We start from the raw sequence: 24,528 nt of genomic DNA, 5'->3' as shown, positions 1-24,528 counted from the left end.
TCATGTCGGGGCCCAAACCTGACCCGGAAACAGAAAGACCGACCTCGCTGGGCATCTATGATCGCCCAAAGGCATCGGCTGTCACTGAAATTGAGATCGCCGCGTTGGTGCTCAGCCTGATCTGGCTGGTGGTGTCGGTTGTTTTTCTGGTGCTTCCGGAACAGGGTCAAAGCGGCGGCTTCATTGTCACCTTTCTGGCGATGTTCATGCCCGTGGCCATGATCTGGGTCGCGGCCACGGCAATGCGTGCCAGCCGGGTGATGCGCGAAGAAAGCGAACGGCTGCAAACGGCGATTGATGCCATTCGGCAGGCTTACGTTGCGCAGCAGCAGCGTGCCTCCAGCACCTATGAGCCTGCCGTGGCAAAAAAGCTGGACGAAATCGCAGCGGCCACCCGGAAAACGGAGAACGCACTGGCGACATTCTCAACCAAGCGCACCGCTCCGACGACCGCCTCGGCGCAATCCTCCGCTCCAGGCGACCAAACCTCGCTCGAACTGGGAACGCCTGCGGAGGAGATTGCGCCGCCGCTCAGCACCTCAGTTTTCATCCGTGCGCTGAACTTTCCGGAAACACAGGATGACACCGAAGGGTTCAATGCACTGCGCATTGCGCTGAAAGACCGCAAGACAGCGCAGATTGTCCAGGCTTCGCAGGATGTTCTGACCCTGCTGAGCCAAGAAGGCATCTATATGGATGACCTACGCCCTGATATGGCTCGGCCAGAAATCTGGCGTCAATTCGCCCAAGGCACACGCGGCCGCGCCGTCGCCGCGTTGGGGGGTGTCCGCGACAGGTCTTCACTGGCGCTGACAGCAGCCCGGATGAAACAGGATCCGATCTTCCGCGACGCGGCCCATCATTTCCTACGCCGTTTCGACAAGATGATGGCCGAGTTCGAACCCGCCGCAAGCGATGCGGAATTGAGCGCACTGGGGGAAACACGCACGGCGCGCGCGTTCATGTTGCTGGGCCGCGTGGCCGGAACCTTCGACTAGGAAGTTACGACCGGCCAGGACATCTTCGTCGCAATGCTGAAGCCGAACAGGTGTTTTAGTGGCCCGGTTTTTTCTTCACCAACAGGCCGAAACCCTTCACGCTCATACAAGGCACGGGCGCGGGGGTTTGTGTCAATCACATCCAGCTGAACCTCTGACATTCCTCTGTTGCAGGCCTCTTGCTTGACGGCACCCAAAAGGGCCGTGCCCACGCCCTTGCCACGTGCTTCGGCGGCGACAAAGATGCCATCCATCTGGAACACACCCGGTTTCAACTCACGCTCCAGCACGCTCAGAATAAGGGCGCGCCAAATGGCCCCAAACCAGCCATAGACCCCGGCGAGTTCAGACACGCTGCCTCCGGCCAAACCGCCAGCGCGCGTCTTGAACCCTGCCAGACCCAGCATCCGGCCCGTGTCATCCCGCGCAACCAGCGCAAAGTCCGGGTTCAATACAGTTTCAAAAAAGGCCAGACCCTTTTCGTCAGGGCCCATAACCTTGTTCAGTTTGGCCCGGAACGCCTGCCAGAACAGCGCCGCTGCCTGCGCGCGCTCTTGGTCAGCAAATCCGGGTGAAATTGCGATGGTCAATCACCAAAGCTCCCGTACGGTATGAAATGTACTGGGTCGCCCGGCTTGATGTGCCGCGCGCCATCTTCGATTTCGACCAAGCCTTCGGCCCAGCTGAGCCCACTGATCCGGCCCGATCCTTCCGAATGGAACACCTCGGCCCGCCCATTACGCATCCGGGCACGCAGGTATTCACGGCGGCCGGGTTTCTTGCGTTTCTCAAATGCGGCAGGCACCTCGAACCCTTGCGGTTCCACCCAACCTTCGCCCGACATCAGGCCCAGCGCGGGGCGTGCAAAGATCAGCGTGCAGACCATGGCAGCCACCGGGTTGCCCGGCAGGCCAAACACCGGCACGCCTGACCACAAGCCCAAGGCCAACGGACGTCCCGGCTTTAACGCAATCCGCCAGTGCTGCATCGCCCCCGCTTCACGCAACAGGGCGGACACGTGATCTTCGTCGCCAGCAGACGCACCTCCGCTGGTCAGAATCACGTCGGCCTGACCTGCGGCCTGGTCCAACCGGTCCCGCAAGGCATCCCGATCATCCGAAACACGCCCCATATCAACGGGCACGAACCCAATCCGCTCGATCAATGACAGCAACATCGGGCGGTTGGCGTCGAAAATCTGCCCTGGACCGGCAATGTCTCCGGGTTCGACCAGCTCATCACCGGTTGAAACCACCGCCACGCGCAGCGGCTTGCGCACATTTACCTCGGCGATTCCTACAGCGGACAGCAACGCAAGATCGGCAGGTGTCAATCGACGCCCGACGGGCAAAGCCATGTCACCGGCCGCAACATCTTCGCCCGCGCGCCGTGTGTTGGCCCCCTTTTTCAGCGGGCCATGGAAGGCAATATGGCCATCTTTGACCGTGACATCCTCTTCCAGAATAACCGTGTCCACCCCATCAGGCAGCGCCGCGCCCGTCAGGACACGCAAAGCCCGACCTTCGGGCACGTGACCCTCAAATGGAATCCCCGCCGCCGCGCGCCCGTCAACCAGAGGCATGACCTGCGTGCCAACTGGGACGGGGCCTGCGAACCCGAACCCGTCCACCGCAGTGTTGGGCTGGGGCGGGTTCGAACGCTGGGCGATCACATCCTCGGCCAGAATGCGCCCACTCGCCTTGGTCAGTGCAAGCGTTTCAACAGATGTGATCGGGTGCAATCTGTCGCGCAGAAAGGTCAAAGCCTCATCCACAGGTGTCCACTCGACCCCAGCGGGCAGCGCAAAGCAATCGTTGCGCAACGGGGGTGGGGCTATGTTCGGCTTGTCCTGAGCTACACCCAATATCCAACCTTCCTCTGCCGCTGAGACATTCAATTGCGCTTTCAACTCATTCTCTGACAGACGTGACAGAGTCAAGGCAACCTGTTCGACCTGCCAGGCATCCTTGATCCGCCCTGCTGGCGGCGCTCCAAGGGTCAGAGATGGCCAGATCTCTACAAAGGCGACGGGTGTTCCCAGCGGCTGGAAAGGCCAGGCCGCGACTTGCCCGGCAAAGCGATGACGCAGCCGATTCAGAACCGGTAGCCCCATCATCACCTGTCCACCAACAGCCCCCGCGCCTGCCATCTGCCAGCAGGTAAAGCTGCCCTTTGCCAGGGTTTCCACGACACGGCGGTCCGGGAAGGGGTTGGCATAGTCGGATTTCGTGCGTGGCAGACCGTCGATGTCACGACGCAGACCGTTCATCCAAAACGGGCCGTTGCCTCCGAAATTCAGGTTGATCTGACCTGCCAGATCAAAACGGTTGTTCGCCTTAGGCGTATCCTCAATATGCCGTTCGAACCAGTCCCACAAAGCCAGGGGATCGTCCGCACCCATCATCGCCCGGGCAAATCCGGCCGGATAACCAAACGGGAAATCGAACCCCAGAAACAGGCGGCGTCCTGCATCAAGCTCGGTGCGGATCAGGGCCTCAAGCCACTGTTCAGCAACTAACCTGTTTCGCAGGTATTCGGGTTCCAACAAGCACCCTTCGCGCACAATACAGGCCCAGATCGCATCTTTGCGCGGGGTCGGCCCGGTGTCGTTTCCGCCAGACCAATCCACCATCGCAAAGGTCTGGAACAGGTTCACAAACCGACTTCTTTCAGGATGAAGTCCGCAATTTCTGTGGTGTCATTCAGATCAATAACCGCGCGGTCCAAATCCAGCGGAGTGTCGCTGGCTACAGCACGTATGGTCGTGTTCTCGGGGGCCATTAGCGTATGGCCCGCCTCGACCCGAAACGCTTCGATCTTGGGGTGGTTTTCACGCTTGAAGCCTTCGATCAGCACGAGGTCGACCGGTGAAAGCCGTGACAGCAGTTCATCCAATGCAGGCTCTGGTGCACCGCGCAGCTCCTGCATCACGGCAATGCGCTGACCTGAGGCAAGCAGAACTTCGCTGGCCCCTGCCATCCGGTGGCGGTGACTGTCGGTGCCGGGCTGATCTACATCGACGCCGTGATGCGCGTGTTTAACCGTCGAGACCGTAAAGCCCCGGCCTGTGATCTCGGCCACCAATCGTTCCATCAACCCTGTCTTTCCGGCATTCTTCCACCCGGTGACGCCAAAGACCCTCATGCCTGCTCCAACAACATTCGGGCGCGGTCCAGATCTTCTGGCGTGTTGACATTGAAGAACGGGTCAAACGGGTCGGCATCGAACAACGCCTCTCGCCCGTCATGCTTGTCAGTCCACAGCACCACCTTGCGCAGCCCATCTGTCAGCGCCGCACGCAGATCGTCGCGCAGCGCCACGGGCCAGAGGCCGAAGGTCGGGTGTCGATTGACCCGCCTGCCCCCACCGGATTTCAGCGCCTCAGCTCCCGTGCGTGGGGTCGTGGCCAAAACCAGAGGATACTTCTGCCCTTCCACGGCCTCTTGCAGTCGCGCCACCAAGTCGTGCGGAAAGAACGGTGTATCAGCGGCAGCTGTCACAATGCAGTCCGCCCCCTGCTCTGCAGCCCAGTCCAGCCCGGCCAGCACACCGGCCAGAGGCCCGGCGAAACCTTCGATCGTGTCGGGTAGGATTGGCAGGTTCAGGTCGGCAAACCTTCCCGAGTCGCCATTGGCGTTCAGGGCAAGACCGTTTACCTGTGGGGACAGGCGGTCGATGACATGAGAAAGCAGGCTTTGCCGACCGATCTGCAGCAAGCCCTTGTCACCGCCGCCCATCCGGGTTGCCTGCCCGCCTGCGAGAATGATGCCGAGCGGTTTCTTGAGAAGGTTATTCATTGGCACTCTTCCGGCGATGTTTTTTGTCCTCACCCGCAACGGTTGACGGGTCTACGTCGCGCAGCAGGCGATCTTCGCCCGACAGGCAGACGAAGCGCTGCCCGCGCATCCGACCGATCAGCGTCAACCCAACCTCGCGCGCGATTTCGACACCCCAGGCGGTGAAGCCCGAGCGAGACGCCAGAACCGGAATACCCATCATTGCCGTTTTGATCACCATCTCGGAAGTCAGGCGACCGGTAGTGTAGAGAATCTTGTCCTCCGCCGTCTCATCCTCGGACAGCATCCAGCCTGCGATCTTGTCGACGGCGTTGTGGCGACCCACATCCTCCATGTAGACCAGCGGGCGATTTTCGCGGCAAAGGACCGTGCCGTGGATTGCGCCAGCCTCAAGATAAAGCGACGGGGTACGATTGATCTTGGAAGCAAGATCGTACAGCCACGAAGTACGCACCTGCACCTGCGGTAGCTGCACGTCCTCAAGCCCCTCCATCATGTCGCCAAAGACGGTGCCGACAGCGCAACCACTGGTGCGGGTCTTCTTCTTAAGCTTATCCTCATACGATGTCTCACGCGCTGTTCGCACAACAACGGTTTCAAGATCGTCGTCATAGTCCACGCGGATAATCTCATCATCCGCCAACAGCATCCCCTGATTGCGCAGGAAGCCCAAAGCCAGATATTCGGGATAGTCGCCGATGGTCATCGCCGTCACGATTTCCTGAGAATTGAGGAAGATCGTCAACGGGCGTTCTTCAACCACCGAAATCTGGCTGGCCTCGCCGTTCTGGTCCACACCTTCAACCGCCCGGGTAAGGCGGTCCGAGCCCGGTTCAGGGGCGATAAGATAGTCCGACAGGTCGAATTCCGTGGCCAATTGCAACCCCTTCCCAAGACAGATACTGCTGCTGGCATCACCATAGGATTTAGCCATGGCCTCTGCCACATCCAAGTCATACTTCTGGAAAGGTTTTCGGGACGGGACACCCTTTATCTTCGTCGCCGTGCCCTTTGGCCTGTTGTTTGGTGTATTCGCGACCGAAGCCGGGCTAACCATTGTTCAGACAATGGCTTTTACTTCGACCGTTTTTGCCGGAGCGGCACAGTTTGCGGCATTACAACTGCTGCAGGACAACACGCCGACGGCGATTATCATAATCTCAGCGCTGGCGGTGAATTTACGTATGGCGATGTACTCCGCATCGCTGACACCTTATCTGGGTGCGGCACCGATGTGGCAGCGCGCCTTCGCCGCCTATCTGACCGTGGACCAGTCTTATGCCTGCTCCATTGTGCGGTTCGAGAAAGAGCCCGACCTATCGGTGCCGCAACGCATGGCTTATTTCGTGGGTTCGGTCACGCCGATCACACCGCTCTGGATTCTTGCCACCTACCTAGGCGCAGTACTGGGCGCGCAGATTCCGGAAAGCTGGGCGCTGGATTTCGCCCTGCCAATCACATTTCTGGCCATGATCGGGCCGATGATGCGGACCTTTGCACATGTGGTCGCGGCGCTGGTGGCCATCGCAGTGTCGCTGTTGACGGTCGTAATCCCGTTCAATCTGGGCCTTCTGATCGCCGGGTCTGCGGGAATGATCGCCGGGGCACATGCGGAACTGATCCTAGAGCGCAGAAAGTTGCAACGATGACCCAGACCGATCCCGTCACCATCTGGACCATCATAATAGGCTTGGCCATAGGCAGCTATGCCTTGCGATTTGTCTTTATCGGCCTTGTAGGTGACCGCCCGATGCCGACCTGGCTGCTGCGTCACCTGCGGTACACGGCAGTTGCGATTCTGCCTGCATTGATCGCACCATTGGTTATCTGGCCCTCGGCGACCGAAGGGCAGCCTGACCTTCCCCGGATGTCAGCGGCAGCAGTTGCGTTGGTTGTAGGTGTGATCAGCAAAAACGTGTTGGCCGCCATCTTTTCCGGGGCCGCCACCCTCTACGGTTTGCTGTATCTACTGAGTTGAGACCCCGTCCAACTGGTTAAGGCGCGCATTGTTCGCGGCCAGACCTTTTTGCAGATCCGCATCATCGCTTTCCCGATACTCCTCGGTCACGACGCCCGGAATCTGCGCGAACTGATCCGACAGGTTTACCGGGTAAAAGGTGACATCAATCTGCTCGAATCCCGGCACCTGCTTCAATAGTTGCGAGGTGGAGTTGGTACAGAACGCACCGGCGACCGGACCGGATTGCTTAGCAAGCTGCAGGGCAATTTCAGCCTGCTGTGGGGTTACCTGAATGGTCTGGATGCGCGCGAAATGCGTCTCGCGCGCGTGAGAGCTGCGATAGGCTCGCTCGACAGCCGGAGTTATGCCGTAAAGCACATCGTCCTTCATCGGAACAACATCCGCCCTGAATGAGCCGGCAGGGTCAAAGATCACCCGCTCACTGCCCGAAATCATCAACGAGGTATGTGCCCCGGATCCGGTGCGCGTGTTGATCATTGTGTAGAGCGTCAGCGTGGAAGGTCCGGGATCACGATAAGATCTCGAGACGACCTCGGCCTGGTCAGCTTGTGGACGGTTAGAACCTGCACAGCCGGCAACGGTTGCTACCAAAAGGCAGGCAATCAGAATCCTGAGCAAGATAGCCCCCGAAATGCTTAGGAGGCGAAAACCGCCAGGAACAGACACAGAAAGGCAATCGCAACCACGCACCATGTGGTGGCTTTGATGAAACCGTTGAAAGTTTTGGTTTGGACGGTGATGTCCATTTCGCCGTGCTTGTGTTCAGCCATAAGTCTCAGAATCCCAGTTCGCGTGTTTGATCTGTTGGATAATAGAAAACCAGACGCCTGTCACCACGTCATTCGCGCGCAGGGCTTGCTTACCTGAGAACCGAGCATCCCGGATATCCAAACCCCCAACGCCAGGGCAAGCCGCTGCATGGCCCACCGCCAAATCGCACTGCACCATACATCGCATCCGCCGTGATCGCGTGTACGGTGCGAATCTGCTCGGGCGTCATATCGTAGCGGTCGGCATAGTCTTTGGCATAACGGTCTCCATGCTCCACCACGCAAGCGTGCAGAGCATCATCCGCAGCCAAACGGGCGTCATAACTTACGTCTGCCGACACCGCATCACCCGCGTTGTGGTAGGCTTGGTCATGGGTCACACAACAATATTCCCATGGCGGGTGCTCTTCATACAGCTCACCGACCTGTGGGAATTGTTTGGCCACCCAACGCCAACTGGTCGACAACCCGCCCGAACATCCATCTGTTTCAAACGCGGTCAATTCGGCACTTACGCTTTGATCTATAAGGGCACGGTGAGAGGGCATCTCAAAACTGCGCATCAGATCCTGAGACAATGCAGGCTGCGGCAGCAAAGACACAAACAATGTCAGTCTAAGGGCTGTCATCGCGCATTGCCTCGGTATCGACCTGCAATCCAAACGTCGTGGCCAGCCACAGCAACAGCCGCTCACCCGGCCCCATTTCAGCACGCACGCGCAAGACCTCATTGGCCATGGCCGGGCGATCCGTGATCAGACCATCCACACCCATCGATGCCATTTTGGACATCTGCAACGGATCATTCACCGTCCAGACATAGATATCCTTGCCCGCGTCCTGCACCTTGCGAATCAAACCTGGCGTCACCATCCCTGCATTGACCGCGACGAATTCGCCGTCCAACCCGGACAAATCCCCAACGGCGGTGGCCGCCAACACGCCGGACCGCCAGTCGGGGCGCAGCGTTTTCATCTTTTGCACCGCCGGATATTTCAGCGACATGGTGGCAATGTCGTCCTGCATCCCAAGCTCTTCCACCAGATTGATTACCCGATTTTCCAGATCGACATCGTGACCATAATATTTCAGTTCGATCAGAACCTTAGACTTGCCCTTGGCCGCTTCCAGCACCTCGCGCAGGGTCGGCGTGCGTTCCGAGGCGTATTCCGGGCCGAACCAACTGCCGATATCAATGTCGGCCACATCCGCCATGGTTGCATCCCAGACTTTCAGGTTCACCCCGGCCAGCTTCATGAAATCGCTGTCATGGGCCACGATGACTACATCATCGGCCGTTTCCTGCACGTCGATCTCGACCCAATCCGCGCCACCCTCGATGGCTTTCAGAACTGCAGCCATGGTGTTTTCAGGCCTTATGGCCGCAGCGCCTCGGTGGCCGATGACCTCGGCATGATCCGGAGCCTGCACACGTTCCAGCAGACCTTGACCGAACCAAATGCCGATGCCCAATGCAGCCAGAGCTGCTGCGACGGTTACAAACACGGGTGCGCGGATTTTGCGGGGTTCGGGATGGGCAATTTCCTTGGCTTCTGTATCGAAAAATCCATCCAGCAAAACCGCCAGCGCGCCCAGCGCAGTCGCCGCCAGAACCAACCCCGCCAGGGACCACAGCCCAGCGATTATCAGGCTGAGGATCATCGCGAACCTGAGGCTGCTGTCCGCCTGCATCGGCACCAGTGCAAACAAAAGGCTGGCCACCCCCGCGATCAAAGCCGCAACGACAAGGCGCATCGCCAGCCACAGGGCAAGTTCGATCTTCAATCGCCCACGCTTACCTTCCATCCTCTGTTCACTATTGGCGAAAGCCACACGTGGCGACGCACCTTCAAACAGAACCAGATGCAGGGCCAGCGCCCAACCGGATAGACGCCGGATCAAAACCCAGGCCAGGGCCAAAACGACCAATCCGATCAGTACGACCGCCACCTGAAAGGCAGGGGGGTGGAAGGTCAGGTAATAGTTGATGTCGTATTCCGTCAGCGTCCACCACGCGATCACCCCCGCAACTGCCACAAATGGCAGGGCAAGCAGCAAGACGCGCAGAATAAACCGCACAGCAAACCCGAACAGCGCCGGAAAGCGGGACAGGTTCAGCGTCAGCGCCGCACTGCCCGCGCGCCAGGGGTCGTGTTCGCCCATGCGCAAGGACCCGGCCATGACCGAGAACACAAAGACCTCAGCCAGCAATAACAGGCTGAGAACCGCAATACCTGCTATGAAGCCTGCCGGAGACAGCAGGAACATCGCAATGTCCTGATCTGTCAGCGCCGTTTGATCCGACAGAGAAACGGCCAGATTGACCGCCACTGCGACACCCGGCGCGATCATCGCCACCAGCAGCAGACGCACGGCAATATAGATCGGTACAAAGACCCTGCGCCGGGCCCAGGCCCCGGCATAGGCTTGTGAAACTTCTTGGAAAAATCTGCTCACGCGGTGGCCTCCGAAATGGTGCATTCATTCAAAGGCGCGCAAGCGTGAATTGCAAGTCAGCTGTCTTCCAGATCGGCCGCCAAACGGAATCCGATACGGTTGGCGGGTTTGTCTTCGACCGATTTGGGCAATGCGCGCAGCATCACGTTCAACTGGCTGACATGTTGCACCAATTGCGTCCGGGCCCCAGTTCCGCCCGAGCCATAGAAGGTGATCATATCGGGGTCAAAAAAACCCATGCCTTCGATCCGCATCACACCGGCATCACCACCGGTAAAGCCCATTGCGACCTCGTGATCGCCATCCAGCGTCTTTTCAAAGTTCTGGATGTACATGATCAGACGTTCATAGGCCCATTGTGCAGGGCTTTTGGTTTCAACCGGCTTGTTCAGCGGCTCAGGCAGGGTTTTGGTGCCGGATTCGGCCTTTGGGTCGGCATGAACCTCGTGGCAACGTGGCAAGGCGGCGGCTTCGGCGGCCTCGGCCGAGGTTTCGATCTGGTCCTGCATTCTTTTCTACCCTTTGCGCTGGTACAGCCAAGCTCCGTCCGCGCGCTGCGTCCGGGTCACAGCGTCAATGTGGTAGAGATGGTTCATATGTGCAACCGCCTCGACCAGCGCGAGCCCATATTCGCCCTCGCGGATCGTGCGTTTGAACAGGGGCAGGAAACAGTCGGCGGCAGCTTTGGGCTCGTCCAGATGGTCCAATAAACGCTCCAACGCGCTGTGGTGATTCTCGATCAGCTGCCTCATGCGCAGCGGCAGGCCGGTAAAGGGCAGCTTGTGCCCACCCAGAACCAGATGATCAGGCCGGGCCAGTGTCTGAAGTCGCTCGCACGCCTCCATCCAGGCCGAAACCGGGTCGGCCATGGGTTCTGTGGCATAAACCCCCAAATTAGGGCTGATCGAGCTGAGAATCTGGTCTCCGCTCAACACCAGATTGTCATCGCGGCTCCAGAAAGTGGCATGTTCCGGGGCGTGGCCATTGCCCATATGCACATCCCAGTCGCGCCCGCCCATGCGGATCACGTCATCTTGCTGTACCCGGGTAAAGCCCAGAGGCATGGGATAGACCGTATCCGCAAAGTTGAACGGGCGATCCTTCATCCGCGCATTCAGAACCTCGGGTGCCATGCCGGTGCTGCGATAGAAATCCAGGGTCTCTTGCGGCCATGTTTCTTGAACGTCCAGCGTCAACATCCGTGCAAACAGCCACGAGGTACGGCTGGTCACCAGTTCAGCCCCGTGATCTGACTGAAACCACCCGGCATTGCCGACGTGATCAGGATGGTGGTGAGTCACAACCACCCGCTTGATTGGTTTGCCCGCCAAGGGTCCATCCATCAAGGTTTGCCAGATGCGCCGCGTCTTGTTCGAGGACAGCCCGGTGTCGATAACCGTCCACCCGTCGCCATCGTCCAGAGCATAGATATTGACGTGATCCAGCGCCATCGGCAGGGGCAGGCGCATCCACAGAACGCCCTCGGCAACCTGAATGGCTTCGCCTGTCGCGGGCGGCTCGGCCCACGGATATCTGATTCCCAAAACGCGACCCCCGTCCATCAGGCTACCAACTCATCCGGGCTGAGCGCAAACAGGTCATCCGCCCCGCTTTGCGCCCGCGCCAGAAGGCCCGAATGTTCGGGCAACAAGGCATTGATGTAGTATCGCGCCAACTTGGCCCGTGGTCCATCCGGATCGGCCAGAGCTGCGGTCAGGTGGTAATGCCCGCCCAGTACCCGCGCAAACGCCTGTAAATAGGCGGTTGCACCTGCAAATCGGTCGTTCATGTCATTCTGCGCCACAAGCCACTCGGTCGCTTCGCGCAGGGTTTCCGTGGCCTCCCAGACCGGACCGGCCAAATCGGGCATCGTGGCCCGGGCGCGCTCGGCCTGATCTTCGATCTCGTCCAGAAGGTTCGATGCGGCCTCACCCCCGTCCATCATTTTGCGTGCAACAAGATCCATGGCCTGAATGCCATCGGTTCCTTCGTAAATCGCCGTCACACGAACATCACGGGAATACTGGGCTGCACCGGTTTCTTCGACAAACCCCATGCCGCCATGCACCTGCACCCCGGTTTCAGCCACGCGTATCCCGGTGCGGGCGCCAAAGGACTTGCCGATTGGCGTCAACAACGCCGCCCGCGCGGCCCAATCGGCATCACCTGTGGCTTTCGCCATGTCAATTGCGGTTGCGTTGGCCAACAAAATCGCACGCGCCGCGAAGATATCCGCGCGCATATCCATGATCATGCGGCGCACATCTGCATGATCGATGATGGTACCCGAGGGCGTCCGGCCCTGCTTGCGGTCCAGCGCATAGGCCAACGCGTGCTGATAGGCGCCTTCGGCAACGCCGACACCCTGCCCCCCCACACCCAGACGGGCGTTGTTCATCATGGTGAACATGGCGGCCATACCACCGTGTTCAGGGCCCACGAGCCAACCTTTGGCCCCGTCAAATTGCATCACGCAGGTGGGTGAGCCGTGCAGACCCATCTTGTGTTCAACCGAAACCACTTTCAGGTCATTGGACACGCCGGGATTGCCATCCGCATCAGGGATGTATTTCGGCACCAGGAACAACGAAATCCCTTTGGTACCCGGCACCCCATCCGGCAAGCGTGCCAAAACCAGATGGCAGACATTTTCGGCAAAGTCGTTGTCGCCCCAGGATATGAAAATCTTCTGCCCGGACACCGAAAATGTCCCATCGCCATTTGGCTCGGCCTTTGAGGTCAGGGCACCCACATCCGAACCGGCCTGTGCCTCGGTCAGGTTCATGGTGGCCGACCATTCACCAGATATCATCTTCGGCAAATACAGCGCCTTCAATTCATCGCTGGCGTGATGCTCCAACGCCTCGATCTGGCCTTGCGCCATCAGTGGCGCCAGCTGCAGCGACAGGCATGAGGCGCTCATCATCTCATTCACGGCGGTGGTGATGGTCATTGGCAGGCCCATTCCGCCATACTCAGGATCAGCACTGATCCCGACCCAGCCGCCTTCAGCAATCGCCTTCCAGCCATCATCATAGCCCGGAGAACTGCGCAGCACGCCATTCTCAAGCCGTGCAGGTTCCAGATCACCGGCACGTTGCAACGGTGCCAGAATCTCTTCACACATCTTGCCCGCCTCAGACAGAATTGCACTGACGACGTCCGCGCTGGCATCTGAGAAAGTTTCAGTGGCGGCGACCTGGTCAAACCCGACCACATGGTCCAGCAGAAATTGATAATCTGAGATTGGGGCGCGATAGGGCATGGCTTCTCTCGGGGTCTAACGGATCAGAATACATCGGCGGGCTTGGAATCAAGCGCAAGCACCGCTAAGCGTATGGGCTTGTACCGACTACGTACTCTTCCAGATGTTTCAAGCAACCAAAACGCGGCGTCATCAATTATGATCTCATCCGGCACTCAGGAATTGACGGCGGATCCCGACGGTATAGCACGGGCGGCGGACTTGCTGCGCCAGGGCCTTCTGGTCGCCCTGCCAACCGAAACGGTCTATGGCTTGGGCGGCGATGCCCGCAATGGGCAGGCGGTCGCGTCGATTTACGAGGCCAAGGGGCGACCCAGCTTCAACCCGCTGATCGCCCATGTCGCCTCGGTCAGTGCGGCGATGAGGTTTGTGCAATGGTCTGATCAGGCCGAACAACTGGGGCAAGCCTTCTGGCCGGGCCCGCTGACTCTGGTTCTGCCGCTGCGCGAGGGGCACGGAATTTCCTCGCTTGTGACGGCCGGGTTGAACACGCTGGCCGTTCGCGTGCCCGCACATCCCACCGCCCGTGCATTGTTGACTGCGTTCGATGGGCCGGTCGCTGCGCCTTCGGCAAATCCTTCGGGTCAGATCAGCCCCACGACAGCAGACCACGTGTGGTCGGGCCTGGGCGGCAAAATCGCCGCTGTACTGGATGCCGGGCCTTGCGGCGTCGGGCTGGAATCCACCATCGTCGGACTGGCCGGAGAGCCCACCCTGCTGCGCCCCGGCGGTATCGCGCTGGAACAGATCGAACAGGAACTGGGGGCGCATCTGCACATGCATCAATCAGGTGATCTGCTGACCGCCCCGGGACAACTTCAATCGCACTACGCGCCGGACGCCCCGGTCCGCCTGAATGCCAGGTCGCGTCAGAGCGACGAGGTCTTGCTGGGCTTTGGCACGGTGGAGTGTGATCTGAACCTGTCCGAGAACGGCAATCTGACCGAGGCCGCCGCAAACCTCTTTGCATCCCTGCATGAGCTGAACAAATCCGGGCGACCAATTGCGGTTTCTCCAGTGCCTGACGCCGGATTGGGCGCAGCTATCAACGACCGGCTACGCCGAGCGGCCGCGCCACGCGACAGCTGATCAGGCACGGCCAGCGCTGGCGGACAAAGTCAAAGGGTCTACGCCCAAAGTGGCCAGCGCGGCTTCCCATTTCTCATCATCGGTCACGTCAAAGACCAGCTTTGATGTTGCTTCGGTGGTCAGCCAGCCATTCATGGCAATTTCATCTTCAAGCTGGCCCGGACCCCAGCCGGCATAGCCCAGCGCGAGCATCGAATTCAGCGGCCCGGTTCCCGAGGCAAGGTCTTCCAGAACATCCAGCGTAGCGGTCATGCTGAATTCTTCAGAGATCTGCATAGAATGCAGGTTGGCCTCATAATCGGCGCTGTGCAGGACAAAGCCCCGCGACATTTCGACGGGCCCGCCAAAATGAACCAGCCGTTCGCCAACAACCGGAATGCGGCATGCGATGTTCAACTGGCCCAGCAGGGTCTTGATTCGCAGATCTGAGGGTTTGTTGACGATCAGCCCCATGGCACCGTCATCGCCATGGCTGCACATGTAGACCACCGAATGGTCGAATCGCGGATCACCCATGCCGGGCATCGCAATCAACAGTTTTCCGGTCAGATCCATGGGCCGTCATCTCTTTCTCAACCTATGTCAACAATGGCCCCGCCACCCCTGTGTTTGCAAGAGAACAACGGGTATTTCGACAGATTTCATTGCAGTGACCGGATCGTGACTTGGAATCCGTCCTCAGCCCGCGCATGTATGAGGTATGAAGATGCCTATGAAATCCGCCGCTGTTGCTGCACTTGCGTGCCTGCCTCTGTCCACTTCAGTTGCCGCGCAGGGTTTGGATGGCGTGGTGCAGCTGGATGTTCTGGATGGCGGTCGAACCGCAAACGGTACCTACCTGAGCGCCCTGAAATTGACCCTTAAAGACGGCTGGAAAACCTATTGGCGCGCGCCCGGTGATGCGGGCATCCCACCCCAGTTCGACTGGAAACGCTCTCAAAACGTTGGGCATGTGGACATCACTTGGCCCGCGCCCGAGATTTTTGACCAGAATGGCCTGCAGTCTATCGGCTATGAAAACCAGTTGGTTTTGCCGATCGAGATCACACCACGCAACCCCGCCAAACCCGTCCGCCTGCAAGGTGAGATGGATCTGGGCGTTTGCAAGGATGTTTGTATCCCAGAACGTCTGGATTTTGACCACACGCTGGACGGTGATGCTGGGCGCAATCCCGCAATTGCCGCAGCTTTGGCGCAACGTCCCTATTCCGCGCAGGAAGCCCGCGTGAGCAAAGCCACCTGTAATCTGACTCCGACACAGGACGGAATACAGATCGAGGCTCGGGTGACGATGCCCTCCGCCGGGGGGCGCGAGGTCGCCGTGATCGAACCTGGAAACCCCGTTCTCTGGGCGTCGCAGCCGGTCTCGCAACGCGAGGGGGATACGCTTGTGGCACAGGCCGAAATCGTCAACGCGTCCGGCGCGCCTTTTGCGCTGGACCGGTCCGAGATCCGGATCACCGTTCTTGGCACCAATCACGCGGTCGATATTCTGGGCTGCACTGCGGGTTGAGATTGTGACTCGAACTCCAAAGATCGGTGCCTTGGCGGTTGTTCTGCATCAGGATCAGGTGCTGCTTGTGCAGCGCAGCAAACAGCCGGATGCCGGGCTGTGGGGTTTTCCGGGTGGCCATGTGGAATGGGGTGAGACCGTTCTGGAGGCCGCACATCGCGAATTGTTCGAGGAAACCTCGGTGATCGCAGAACCGTCGCATTATCTGAAGAATTTGGATCTGCTGCGACACGATCCAAAGGGTCAGGTCCTGTCCCATTACCTGCTGGTTGGTGTCGCCTGTCAGTACCTTTCTGGCACGCCCAAAGCGGGTGACGACGCGCTGGATGCGCGTTGGTTTCCGATCGACCAGATACGCAAAGGCGACCTGCCGATGAGCGCTCAGGTTGTCGATCTGATGGAATACGCCGTACGCGCGGGTTAGGCACCTGCTGACCGGGCGATCCGGACATAAAGCAAGCCAGACACCAAAACGCTCAGCGCCACAATCGGCAAGGCTCCGGCCAGGAATGCGCCCAGCCCCATTTGCAAAGCCGCGATACCGTCCGCGCCGGGGTAGAGACCCTGCAACGCCTCAATCGGCGCGCCGGTGACTGCGGGCCAGATCATCGTCAGACCAAACCAAATCGCCAAGGCGGCAACAGTGCCCATCAATGCCGCCCGAACCACTCGGTCCGGCGCGCGCGCGGCCCGGCGCATGGCAGTCATAGGGCGCGCAAAATCGTTGAGGATCGCTAGCAGAGCAGGCACGAGGATCAGGACCAGCAACATCCCAAATCCCAGCCCATAGACCAGAGTGATCACGGTCGGCTTAAGGAACTGCGCCTGTTGCGAACCCTCATAAAGCAGCGGCGCAAGCCCAAGAACCGTGGTCAGCGTGGTCAACATCACGGGCCGTAGCCTGTCAGCCGTGCCCTCGACAATCGAAGGAACCAACCCACGGTCCTGCTGATACCCATCTATTGTGGTCACCAGAACAATCGAGTCGTTGATAATGATCCCGGTCATGCCCAGCAAGCCAACCACCGTGAACATGCTCAGCGGCACATCCCAGATGTAATGGCCCCAGATCGCCCCCACCAGGCCAAAGGGGATTATTGCCATGACCACCAAAGGTCTCGACCAGCTTGCAAACACCCAGGCCAGCACAAGGTAGATTCCGGTCAGACACAGGATCAGCCCGGTGCGCGCCTCGGCCAGGAACTCGTTCTCCTGCTCACTCAGACCGGACATGCGCCACTCGACCTGGCGTTCCGCAGCGATGTTGGGCAGAATCTCGTCTTGCATCACGCGTTCGATTTCAGCCGCACGCGCCGGGTCATCCTCGGAAATATCGCCCATGACCGAAACCACCCTCAGGCCGTTCTCACGCCGAACAGTCGAAAATCCCGACTTACGCTCGACCGAAACGATGTCGGCCAGTGGCACATAGACCCCATCGGGTGAGCGCATGAGCGTGCGCTCAAGGAAATCTGCCGTTAGCTCACCTTCGGGCAGTTCCACACGGATCTCGGCACTGCGCGGCCCGTCGGGGAATGTTGCCGCCTCGATACCGTTCAACCGATTGCGTAACGCCCGCCCCAATGTTTCAATCCGAAAGCCCAGCGCTTGTCCCTGTGCGGTCAGGTCCAGAAGAAATTCTTCCTTGTCATAAGCCAGAGTGTCCTCGAGCGCCGAGACTTCAGGGAACTTCGAAAGCTCGGTTTGCAGGTCTTCTGACGCGGCCTTCAAAACATTCACGTCAGAGCCGTAAAACTGCACATCGATGGCATCGCCCCCAGGCCCGGAGCGCCACCCCCGAAAGCTGATTACTTCGAGTTTGGGATGGCGTGGCGCAAATTCCTGCAACTCTCCCACAAACTCAAAACTTGAATAAGGACGCAGATCAGCATCGATCAACTCGATCGAGATCCCCCCCAACAAAGTTCCATCCTTACCATCCGCGGCGGCCAGCTGTCGGCCTGCGTTGCCGCCAACCTCGGCGAGGACGTAGTCAATCGGATTGCGGCCATGACGCTCTTCATAGATCTGGCCCAGCTCGTTGGCCGCTTCCTGCACCATGCGCATCATTTCAAGCGTATCTGAACGGGTCGAGCCTTCGCGCATGATAAAGCCGCCACTCACCGAACTACGTTCGGGTGCATTGAAAAAACGCCAGTTCACATCACCGCGAATGAACAGCGCGACTTGGCTGGCCAACACAACGATCATCATTGCCACAACCACATAGCGCGCCCAAATCACCCAAGCGATAAGAGGGCGGAACAGGTGGTCCCGAACCCAACGGAAACCGCGATTGACGACACGATTTGGCAAGTCATACCAGTGTTCCTTGGCCGAATGCGCGATGGCGTGCGCCATGTGATTGGGCAAGATCAGGAAGCATTCGACTAGCGACGCGATCAGAACTGCAATGACCGTAAAAGGAATATCGCGGATCATCTCTCCGAATCGACCGCCCACCAAGGTCAGGCCAAAAAACGCGATCACGGTTGTCACGGTCGCTGCCAGAACGGGCATCGCCATGCGCCGGGCCGCACGTTCAGCGGCCACCACAGGCGCTTCGCCCAGACGCCGGGCACGGAAATCGGCATGTTCACCCACCACAATGGCGTCATCCACCACGATACCAAGGGTAATGATCAGGCCAAACAGCGAAACCATGTTCAGCGACAGCCCCCCCAGATACATCAGCGCAATGGCCGCCGACATCGCCACCGGGATACCCGCTGCAACCCAAAAGGCGATGCGTGCATTGAGGAACAGAAACAACAGGCAGACAACAAGGCCAAGGCCCATCAAGCCGTTATCCACAAGGATGTTCAATCGATCAGTAATGGCCTGTGCTCGGGTACGGATCAGATCGATTTTCACACCTTTAGGCAAGCTGGCCTGCATCTCACGTGCAACGTCTTCGACCGTACGCTGGATCTCTATCGCATCGCCCAGATTTGACCGGTCTACCCTGATGGACATGGCCGGGTCGTCGGCCACAAAGTAACTGCGGTACCGCGTTACCCCTTCGACCCGGATAGTTGCTACGTCCCCGACCTTGAGTTTCGATCCGTCGGCATTTGTCCGCAGTGCAATTCCTTCGATTTGTTCGGGAGTGCGTTTTTCAGTCCCAGCCCGGATACGCGCGCCCGCGCCCTCCACTGCTCCGGCAGGATCAGTATTTACCTCGGCTCCAATCGCTGCTGCTATATCTGCCATTGAAATGTCGTTGGCGATCAACTGCGCCGTGGTGACTTCGACAACGATCCGCGGTGCCGCAATGCCCCGGATTGTCGTGCGAGTTACACCGGCAGTGAACAAACGATTGATCAGCTCGTCCGTCATCTTCGCCAATTGGTTGGTATCAGAGGGACCGCTGATGACAAGATCCGTTACTCGATCCCGCCATGCACCGCGTTTGATCTCGGGCTCTTCGGATCCTTCCGGCAGGTCCGACACACCGTCTACGGCGGTTCTGACATCCTCAACCGCGCGGGACATGTCCCAGTTTGGCTCGAACTCCAGTCTGACACGGGTCCATCCCGGATGTGAGCTGGCCTCGGTGCTGGTCACCCCTTCAACAGCCAGCAGCGCAGGTTCCAGCAATTGCACAATACCGGCATCCATGTCCTCCGGCCCGGCACCATCCCACGTGACGCTTACATCGACACGTTCCAGAATAACGTCCGGAAAGAATTGTGCCCGCATGTTAGGGATTGCTGCAGCACCCAGGACCAGCATCACCAGCAACAGTAGATTGGCAACGGTCCGATGGCGCGTGAAATAACTGAGAATACCACCCGCTGCGCCGGGTATTTCACGCATCATGGCGTTCAGCCCCCAGCCTTGGTTTCAAGGCGACGCACCAGCGAGGCAGGCACACGCGCTTCCTGCAATTGGCCCAGCAGCTGTGATTTTTCGTTCTGCGGCATGGATTCACTGGCTTCGACCTTCGCCACAAGCGCGGCCCGTTTCGAGGGGCTTAACTCAACCATGTCCGGATCTACCCCGGCTTCAACGCGCAACGGCCGCACCCGCACGCCGGAACCCAGAAGAGGCGTGCGCCCAATGACAACTTCGCGTCCTTCCAGCCCGTCGCCCCGCAACAGAACCTCGTCGCCTTGCCTGCGGATCAATTGCACAGGCAGGCTTTCCAGCCGGTCATCCGCGCCAAGCACCAGTACAGTGTCAGATGCATCGAGAACCGAAGACGGCAGGCGATAGACATTTGCGACCGGCTGCTCCTGAACCGAAACGGTCACAAAATCGCCGGGCTTGAAGCCTGACGCCTCTTGCAGGCGGGCATAGATCAAACGCCCGGTCTGTCCTTCTCCGGCAGAGCCGCTGTCGCGGCTGATCTGACCCGTCGCGCTCAAATCTGCGCCGGTGACTTCCAGCGACACCGTAACTGGTCCGTTAATCAGGCGGTCGTTTCCATCCAACAGGCGGACAAACTGTGCCGTAGAGACCCGGAACGCGACTTCAAGGGCGTTGGGATCGACCAGTTCGGCCAGCTTTTCATTGGCTGATACCAATCGCCCTTCCACCAGAGTCACATCGGTCAAAGTGCCGCTAAAACCCGCCCGAACTGTCATATCCTCAAGGTCGCGTTCCGCGGCTTCCAATGCGATCACCGCGCGGGCCTGCAATGTCATGGCCTGATCAACACGAGATTCTGCCTGCGCCAGCGCGATACGGCGGGCCAGAACCGCCTGCTGTGCCGAAGTCGCGGCCAGTTCGGCCTCTTCCACGCTGGCAGCGGCACCGACACCCCGGGATTGCAGGTCACGCTGACGTTGCAGCGCCCGTTCACGCAGGTCTGCCTGCGCTTCGGCCGATTTCAACTCGTCCTGCGCCAGCAGCAAAGAGCGTTCGGCATCGCGCTCTTCAAATTGAGCATCCAAAAGATCGGATTTGACCCGATCCAGAGCAGATTGTGCATCCGCAGGGTCCAGTTCGACCAATACCTCACCCGCCGAAACCGAACCGCCGTCCTCAAAATCTTCGGCTAGGGCAATCACGCGCCCGCCCAGCGCTGCGCGCAGTTCCAGCCTGCGGCGGCTTTGGACCTCTCCGAATGCCTCAAGATAGGGGGTTACGGTTTCTGCTTCGGCCTGACGCACCGCAACCGCAAAGACCCTCTCGCGCGAAGGGGGTGTTGAATCTTCCCGTGTCAGAACATCCTGCACCGCGCCCAAAATGATCTGCGCGGCAACAAACAGCAAAGCCAGCGTCAGAAACGCCAGAAAAACACCGACAAGACTTTGCCGCAGAAATCGCATCAGTCAGTTACCCCGGTTGCACCAAGCTGCCGTTCCCAACATGTAGCTGGATTACGAATTATGCCAAGCCACAAAGCAGTTATACGGAATTGAACGTACGACCAGTCTACTTCCGTCGCAGATGTTCGTCCAATCTGGGCATTATTTCCACAAAATTGCAGGGGCGATGGCGATAATCGAACTGTTTTTCGAGTATCCCGTCCCACGCATCCTTGCAGGCCCCCGGGCTGCCCGGCAATGCGAACAGGTACGTGCCACCGGCAACGCCCCCCGTTGCACGGGATTGCACCGCAGAGGTGCCGATTTTTTCCATCGAGACAATCGTAAAGACGGTGCCAAAGGCGTCGATCTCTTTCTCGTAGACGTCCCGATGGGCTTCGACGGTCACGTCGCGCCCTGTCAAGCCTGTGCCCCCGGTCGAAATCACGGCGTCAATCTGATCATCCGCCACCCAGGCGCGCAGTTGATCGGCAATCTGATTGCGTTCGTCCCGGATGATCTTGCGATCAGCCACCACATGGCCCGCCTTTTCGATCCGGTCCACCAGTGTCTGGCCCGAGCGATCCTCGTCCATCGACCTTGTATCCGAAACGGTCAGGACGGCGATTTTGACCGGGATAAACTTTTTGCTTTCGTCGATGCGTGACATCTTGCGTCAGGCCCTTTCCAAAATGGCAAGCCGGACTGCAAGCGCGGCAAAAATACCACCTGTAATCCAACCAATAACACGTGAGGCGCGCGGGTTGCCGATCAATACTCTGCCAGCGCGCCCGGCAAAAATACCAACCAACCCATTCACCAAGAACCCGCCAAACGCGATGATCAGGCCAAAGATCAGGAACTGCAGCAGGACCGAACCCGCAGTCGGATCGACGAATTGTGGCACAAAGGCCAGGACGAACAGAATGACCTTGGGGTTGGTCAGGTTGACCAACATCCCGTCACGAAAAGCTAATCGTGTCGATCGCGCAGGTGCTTCCTCTGCCGAAGCGCCGTTTCGGACAGCACCCCAAGCCAGATACATCAGATAAGCTGCGCCCAGCCATCGGATCACTTCAAAAAGCCAAGGCAGAGCAGACACCGCAGCCCCAAGCCCAAGACCCGCAAGCAGGACATGAATCATAGAGCCCACAGACACCCCGGCGCTTGCCGAGACAGAGGGCCAGGCACCCGACCGTAGACCCTGACCTAAGCAGAACATCATATCAGCGCCGGGCGTCAGGCTCAGCGCTAAGGCAGCTGGAACAAAGACCAGCAAAGTCTGGAGCTCGATCACGTATTCACCTCAAACCAACTTGGAGTCGGGCCCAGATTGGCCAAGCACGTCTGGCCCAGTGATCCGCGATAGCCCCAGCTTTCATGCACATGACCAAAAAACGCGAACCCGGGCTGCAGACGTTCAATCGCATCTCGCACAGCTTTCGATCCGACCGACAGGCCTTGCGATGTCTGGTCACCATAGCCTTTGGGCGGTGAATGCACGATCAGGATATCGGCCGCGTCACACCTATCGAGCATCTCGGCGGCCGCGCCTTCGGTCAAGTCACAGGACCAATCGCCAAACGGCGTGGGGGGCACGCCATAGCCCAGGCCAAACAGGCGTAACCCGTCGATGGTCATACCAGACCCGTGCAAGACATGGACACCTTCCGGGGCAGCATCGCCCAGTTCTTCTGCACTTTCGGCATTTCCGGGGATCAGGACCAACGGCGCTGCAATCCCCGAAAGCATCTGCATCGCTTCATCCAGACCCTGCCGCATATTGCAATAATCGCCTGCGCCAATGACCAGATCAGCCTCGGTGCTGGCCGCAACCAGATCGGCTGCCCGGTTACGTGCCATGTGCAAATCGGAAAAGGCCAGAACCTTCATGATGCTCCTCGCAGCCGCGCTTTCAACTCTAGCAGATCCGCCCAGGCCTGCCGCTTCATCTGCGGCTGACGCAACAGATAGGCCGGGTGGAACATCGGGATCACCGGCAAATCCATCGCCTGATCCCAGTTGCCGCGCAAACGGGTAATGCCGCGTTTTCCAAGCACCGCCTGACAACTGATATTGCCCATCACGACCAGAACCTCGGGCTTGGCCAGCGCCACGTGGCGTTCGAGGAAAGGTTTCATCATCCCGATCTCTTCGGGTTTGGGATCCCTGTTCTGCGGCGGTCGCCATGGCAGCACATTGGTAATGTAGACGTTCTCACGACGATCCAGATCTATCGCTGCCAGCATTCGGTCCAACAATTGACCTGCGCGACCAACAAAGGGTTTCCCTTCGCGATCTTCTTCGCGCCCCGGAGCCTCGCCAATGATCATCACCCGCGCACCCGGAGTGCCGTCGGCAAAGACAAGCTGCCGTGCCCCGCGCTTTAGTTCACATTGCTCGAATGCCTCCATCGCGCTGCGCAACTGGTCCAGCGAACTTGCCGCCTGCGCGACTGAGCGGGCAGTTGCCACGGGGTCAACTGCCTTGGGCTTTGTCGGAGCGGCAGTCGCGGCTTTTGCTTTCTTGGGCTTGGGCGACGTATCCGGCAACGCATACCGGTCAACCGGTGCATCCCCGATAGCTTCGGTCGCGCCCAGTTCGATCTGCCATTCCAGCAGCGCCCGCGCAGAATAATAGTCCAAGCCTGATTCCATACGGATAATTTACCTGCCTGAGGGCTGAGGGAAAGCGAATAGGGCTTGATCGGTCGCTCTGTCGCGCCGACCATCGGGGTGTGATGCTCAGAATTTTGCGATTCCTCCTTGTTGGATTGGTGCTGGCAATCACCGGTGATCCGGCATTGGCCACGTTTCACGACAAACACGGGCAGTGCCGTGCGGGTCAGTTCAAATGCGGCAATACCTGTTGCTCGGGTGGACAAAGATGCAGCTTTGATGGCCACTGCATTCCGCAGGGCGGCACGTATTGCGGCGGCGGTCGCACCTGTGGTCCATTCGAACGCTGCGTGGCCGGTGGAACCAGATGTGCGCCCGCAGGCCTGAACAAGTGCACATCACGTCTGGATTGCCCGGGCGGCAGTTTCTGCAACGGGCGTGGCGAGTGTGAACGGATCGCACCCGAACTGGACACAACGCCACCAACCACATGCGATGATGGTAGAACCTGCGCGCGCGGTTCATCCTGCCTGCCTGGCGGGGGCTGTTCCCGTCCGGGATGGTTCTTGTGCGAAGAAACCGGATCGCAATGCCGCCCCGGCTTCAAATGCTCGACCCATCAGGGCTGCGTCCCGATCAAAGCCATCGACTGCGGCTATGGCAAATGGTGCAAACCGGGTGAACAATGCCTGCCCGGGGGTGGCTGCGAAAAACTGCCAGAGGGCACGGAACCTTAGGTTGCCTTGCGCCGCACAGCTTTCTATAAGCGGCGCGATTGTCAGACA

General features: G+C 59.2%; 26 protein-coding genes. 7 read left to right on the top strand and 19 right to left on the bottom strand.

All coding sequences use genetic code 11. The annotated features are described in order from the left end of the window. Window positions 1-2 precede the first annotated feature (2 nt). Window positions 3-998 (top strand): hypothetical protein, encoded by a 996-nt coding sequence (locus AC2FJZ_RS08285; RefSeq protein ID WP_496776973.1) that lies wholly within the window; start codon window positions 3-5, stop codon window positions 996-998. Here the strand turns inward: AC2FJZ_RS08285 and AC2FJZ_RS08280 are convergent. Genes AC2FJZ_RS08280 through AC2FJZ_RS08260 form a run of 5 tightly spaced genes read right to left on the bottom strand, consistent with a single transcriptional unit; the run spans window position 995 to window position 5,729 of the window. Beyond that, on the bottom strand, window positions 995-1,588 hold the full coding sequence (locus tag AC2FJZ_RS08280) for a GNAT family N-acetyltransferase (RefSeq protein WP_496668534.1): 594 nt from the start codon (window positions 1,586-1,588) through the stop codon (window positions 995-997). The genes AC2FJZ_RS08285 and AC2FJZ_RS08280 overlap by 4 nt on opposite strands. Beyond that, window positions 1,585-3,630 carry a molybdopterin-binding protein gene (locus tag AC2FJZ_RS08275; protein ID WP_496668871.1) on the bottom strand — a complete coding sequence of 682 codons (2,046 nt, stop codon included), beginning with the start codon at window positions 3,628-3,630 and terminating at the stop codon, window positions 1,585-1,587. The genes AC2FJZ_RS08280 and AC2FJZ_RS08275 overlap by 4 nt, the downstream gene beginning before the upstream one ends. A gap of 20 nt (window positions 3,631-3,650) precedes the next feature. Beyond that, window positions 3,651-4,142 (bottom strand): molybdopterin-guanine dinucleotide biosynthesis protein B, encoded by a 492-nt coding sequence (gene mobB, locus AC2FJZ_RS08270; RefSeq protein WP_496668532.1) that lies wholly within the window; start codon window positions 4,140-4,142, stop codon window positions 3,651-3,653. After that, window positions 4,139-4,795 carry a molybdenum cofactor guanylyltransferase MobA gene (mobA, locus tag AC2FJZ_RS08265; protein WP_496776971.1) on the bottom strand — a complete coding sequence of 219 codons (657 nt, stop codon included), beginning with the start codon at window positions 4,793-4,795 and terminating at the stop codon, window positions 4,139-4,141. The genes mobB and mobA overlap by 4 nt, the downstream gene beginning before the upstream one ends. Next, the gene (locus tag AC2FJZ_RS08260) at window positions 4,788-5,729 is read right to left on the bottom strand and encodes a formate dehydrogenase accessory sulfurtransferase FdhD (RefSeq protein WP_496776969.1); all 942 of its coding nucleotides are present in this window, start codon (window positions 5,727-5,729) and stop codon (window positions 4,788-4,790) included. Before AC2FJZ_RS08260 ends, mobA begins: the two co-directional genes overlap by 8 nt. Between AC2FJZ_RS08260 and AC2FJZ_RS08255 the strand changes: the two genes are divergently transcribed. Further along, on the top strand, window positions 5,728-6,444 hold the full coding sequence (locus AC2FJZ_RS08255) for an AzlC family ABC transporter permease (RefSeq protein WP_496776968.1): 717 nt from the start codon (window positions 5,728-5,730) through the stop codon (window positions 6,442-6,444). The genes AC2FJZ_RS08260 and AC2FJZ_RS08255 overlap by 2 nt on opposite strands. Next, on the top strand, window positions 6,441-6,773 hold the full coding sequence (locus AC2FJZ_RS08250; protein ID WP_496776966.1) for an AzlD domain-containing protein: 333 nt from the start codon (window positions 6,441-6,443) through the stop codon (window positions 6,771-6,773). Before AC2FJZ_RS08255 ends, AC2FJZ_RS08250 begins: the two co-directional genes overlap by 4 nt. On the opposite strand, the gene AC2FJZ_RS08245 is transcribed toward AC2FJZ_RS08250, so the two are convergent. The 7 genes from AC2FJZ_RS08245 to AC2FJZ_RS08215 form a co-directional block, all read right to left on the bottom strand. Next, window positions 6,762-7,394, bottom strand: coding sequence for a hypothetical protein (locus tag AC2FJZ_RS08245; RefSeq protein WP_496776964.1), 633 nt, complete (start codon window positions 7,392-7,394; stop codon window positions 6,762-6,764). The two genes, AC2FJZ_RS08250 and AC2FJZ_RS08245, sit on opposite strands and share 12 nt — an antisense overlap. Window positions 7,395-7,411: 17 nt before the next feature. After that, the gene (locus tag AC2FJZ_RS08240) at window positions 7,412-7,546 is read right to left on the bottom strand and encodes an aa3-type cytochrome c oxidase subunit IV (RefSeq protein WP_050604020.1); all 135 of its coding nucleotides are present in this window, start codon (window positions 7,544-7,546) and stop codon (window positions 7,412-7,414) included. Between the two features lie 89 nt (window positions 7,547-7,635). Then, window positions 7,636-8,175, bottom strand: coding sequence for a hypothetical protein (locus AC2FJZ_RS08235; protein ID WP_496668522.1), 540 nt, complete (start codon window positions 8,173-8,175; stop codon window positions 7,636-7,638). Further along, entirely contained in the window at window positions 8,162-10,003 is a 1,842-nt protein-coding gene (locus tag AC2FJZ_RS08230) for a glycerophosphodiester phosphodiesterase (RefSeq protein ID WP_496776963.1), read from the bottom strand. The genes AC2FJZ_RS08235 and AC2FJZ_RS08230 overlap by 14 nt, the downstream gene beginning before the upstream one ends. A 56-nt stretch (window positions 10,004-10,059) precedes the next feature. Then, window positions 10,060-10,512, bottom strand: a complete 453-nt coding sequence (locus AC2FJZ_RS08225; protein WP_496668518.1) for a DUF6173 family protein — start codon at window positions 10,510-10,512, stop codon at window positions 10,060-10,062. 6 nt (window positions 10,513-10,518) lie between these two features. Next, window positions 10,519-11,565 carry an MBL fold metallo-hydrolase gene (locus AC2FJZ_RS08220; protein WP_496776961.1) on the bottom strand — a complete coding sequence of 349 codons (1,047 nt, stop codon included), beginning with the start codon at window positions 11,563-11,565 and terminating at the stop codon, window positions 10,519-10,521. Next, a complete protein-coding gene (locus tag AC2FJZ_RS08215; RefSeq protein WP_496776959.1) occupies window positions 11,565-13,268 on the bottom strand; it encodes an acyl-CoA dehydrogenase in 1,704 nt (567 codons plus the stop codon). Before AC2FJZ_RS08215 ends, AC2FJZ_RS08220 begins: the two co-directional genes overlap by 1 nt. Window positions 13,269-13,406: 138 nt before the next feature. Here AC2FJZ_RS08215 and AC2FJZ_RS08210 point away from each other — a divergent pair, with 138 nt between their 5' ends. Further along, the gene (locus AC2FJZ_RS08210) at window positions 13,407-14,357 is read left to right on the top strand and encodes an L-threonylcarbamoyladenylate synthase (protein ID WP_496776958.1); all 951 of its coding nucleotides are present in this window, start codon (window positions 13,407-13,409) and stop codon (window positions 14,355-14,357) included. Here AC2FJZ_RS08210 and AC2FJZ_RS08205 read toward each other — a convergent pair whose 3' ends face one another. Further along, complete coding sequence (locus AC2FJZ_RS08205) at window positions 14,358-14,912, bottom strand: YqgE/AlgH family protein (protein ID WP_050604013.1); 555 nt, start codon at window positions 14,910-14,912, stop codon at window positions 14,358-14,360. A 145-nt stretch (window positions 14,913-15,057) separates the two neighbouring features. Here AC2FJZ_RS08205 and AC2FJZ_RS08200 point away from each other — a divergent pair, with 145 nt between their 5' ends. Together AC2FJZ_RS08200 and AC2FJZ_RS08195 are read left to right on the top strand one after the other, a co-directional pair. Beyond that, complete coding sequence (locus tag AC2FJZ_RS08200) at window positions 15,058-15,870, top strand: protein-disulfide reductase DsbD domain-containing protein (protein WP_496776956.1); 813 nt, start codon at window positions 15,058-15,060, stop codon at window positions 15,868-15,870. A 4-nt stretch (window positions 15,871-15,874) separates the two neighbouring features. After that, window positions 15,875-16,294 (top strand): NUDIX hydrolase, encoded by a 420-nt coding sequence (locus AC2FJZ_RS08195; protein WP_496776954.1) that lies wholly within the window; start codon window positions 15,875-15,877, stop codon window positions 16,292-16,294. Here the strand turns inward: AC2FJZ_RS08195 and AC2FJZ_RS08190 are convergent. The 6 genes from AC2FJZ_RS08190 to AC2FJZ_RS08165 form a co-directional block, all read right to left on the bottom strand. Further along, on the bottom strand, window positions 16,291-19,692 hold the full coding sequence (locus AC2FJZ_RS08190) for an efflux RND transporter permease subunit (RefSeq protein ID WP_496776952.1): 3,402 nt from the start codon (window positions 19,690-19,692) through the stop codon (window positions 16,291-16,293). The two genes, AC2FJZ_RS08195 and AC2FJZ_RS08190, sit on opposite strands and share 4 nt — an antisense overlap. Window positions 19,693-19,697: 5 nt before the next feature. Then, window positions 19,698-21,146 carry an efflux RND transporter periplasmic adaptor subunit gene (locus tag AC2FJZ_RS08185; protein WP_496776950.1) on the bottom strand — a complete coding sequence of 483 codons (1,449 nt, stop codon included), beginning with the start codon at window positions 21,144-21,146 and terminating at the stop codon, window positions 19,698-19,700. 106 nt (window positions 21,147-21,252) lie between these two features. Continuing rightward, window positions 21,253-21,795 (bottom strand): molybdenum cofactor biosynthesis protein B, encoded by a 543-nt coding sequence (gene moaB / locus AC2FJZ_RS08180; protein ID WP_496776949.1) that lies wholly within the window; start codon window positions 21,793-21,795, stop codon window positions 21,253-21,255. Between the two features lie 6 nt (window positions 21,796-21,801). After that, window positions 21,802-22,422 carry a LysE family translocator gene (locus AC2FJZ_RS08175; protein WP_496668500.1) on the bottom strand — a complete coding sequence of 207 codons (621 nt, stop codon included), beginning with the start codon at window positions 22,420-22,422 and terminating at the stop codon, window positions 21,802-21,804. Next, window positions 22,419-23,018: a metallophosphoesterase family protein gene (locus tag AC2FJZ_RS08170; protein WP_496668498.1), complete on the bottom strand. Its 600-nt coding sequence runs from the start codon at window positions 23,016-23,018 to the stop codon at window positions 22,419-22,421. The genes AC2FJZ_RS08175 and AC2FJZ_RS08170 overlap by 4 nt, the downstream gene beginning before the upstream one ends. Next, the gene (locus AC2FJZ_RS08165) at window positions 23,015-23,782 is read right to left on the bottom strand and encodes a uracil-DNA glycosylase (protein ID WP_496776948.1); all 768 of its coding nucleotides are present in this window, start codon (window positions 23,780-23,782) and stop codon (window positions 23,015-23,017) included. Before AC2FJZ_RS08165 ends, AC2FJZ_RS08170 begins: the two co-directional genes overlap by 4 nt. 83 nt (window positions 23,783-23,865) lie before the next feature. On the opposite strand from AC2FJZ_RS08165, the gene AC2FJZ_RS08160 reads away from it, so the two are divergent. Further along, a complete protein-coding gene (locus AC2FJZ_RS08160; RefSeq protein ID WP_496776947.1) occupies window positions 23,866-24,480 on the top strand; it encodes a scavenger receptor class F, member 2 in 615 nt (204 codons plus the stop codon). The last annotated feature ends 48 nt before the right edge of the window (window positions 24,481-24,528 follow it).

This window comes from Ruegeria sp. CDSA079 (genome assembly GCF_059612245.1).
This window is presented reverse-complemented; position numbering and strand designations above follow the sequence as displayed.